Raw genomic sequence first — 321 nt, forward strand, 5'->3', positions numbered from 1 at the left:
CGGGCTTGTAGATGTGTCCGGCCACCGAAACCAGGTGAGAGGACATCGAATTGCCGGCCCCTGCGCCGACCTCGGCGTCAGTCAACGCATCCAGACCCACATAGACGATGGCCCGCTTTCGGATGACCTGCATCCAGTCGAAGATCGGGCGCGGGTCGGCCAGGTCGGAGTAGTTCGGCGCCAGGAGCTGGGCGATCTTGCCGCTCGTGAGCTTTTCCAGCAGCGGCAGCAGCGATGCAACGATCTTGTCGAAGTAGGTTTTGTCGTAGCGCACCGCCGAGCGCAGGCCATCGAGCACAGGGTCGTAGTTGCGCGCCTGGG

At 63.6% G+C, this 321-nt stretch carries 1 pseudogene; it reads right to left on the reverse strand.

The annotated features are described in order from the left end of the window. A pseudogene (locus KVT32_RS29405) lies at window positions 1-321 on the reverse strand (conjugative coupling factor TraD, PFGI-1 class); the annotation flags it as partial.

This window comes from Achromobacter sp. GbtcB20, assembly GCF_019091095.1.
Classification (GTDB): domain Bacteria; phylum Pseudomonadota; class Gammaproteobacteria; order Burkholderiales; family Burkholderiaceae_B; genus Achromobacter; species Achromobacter mucicolens.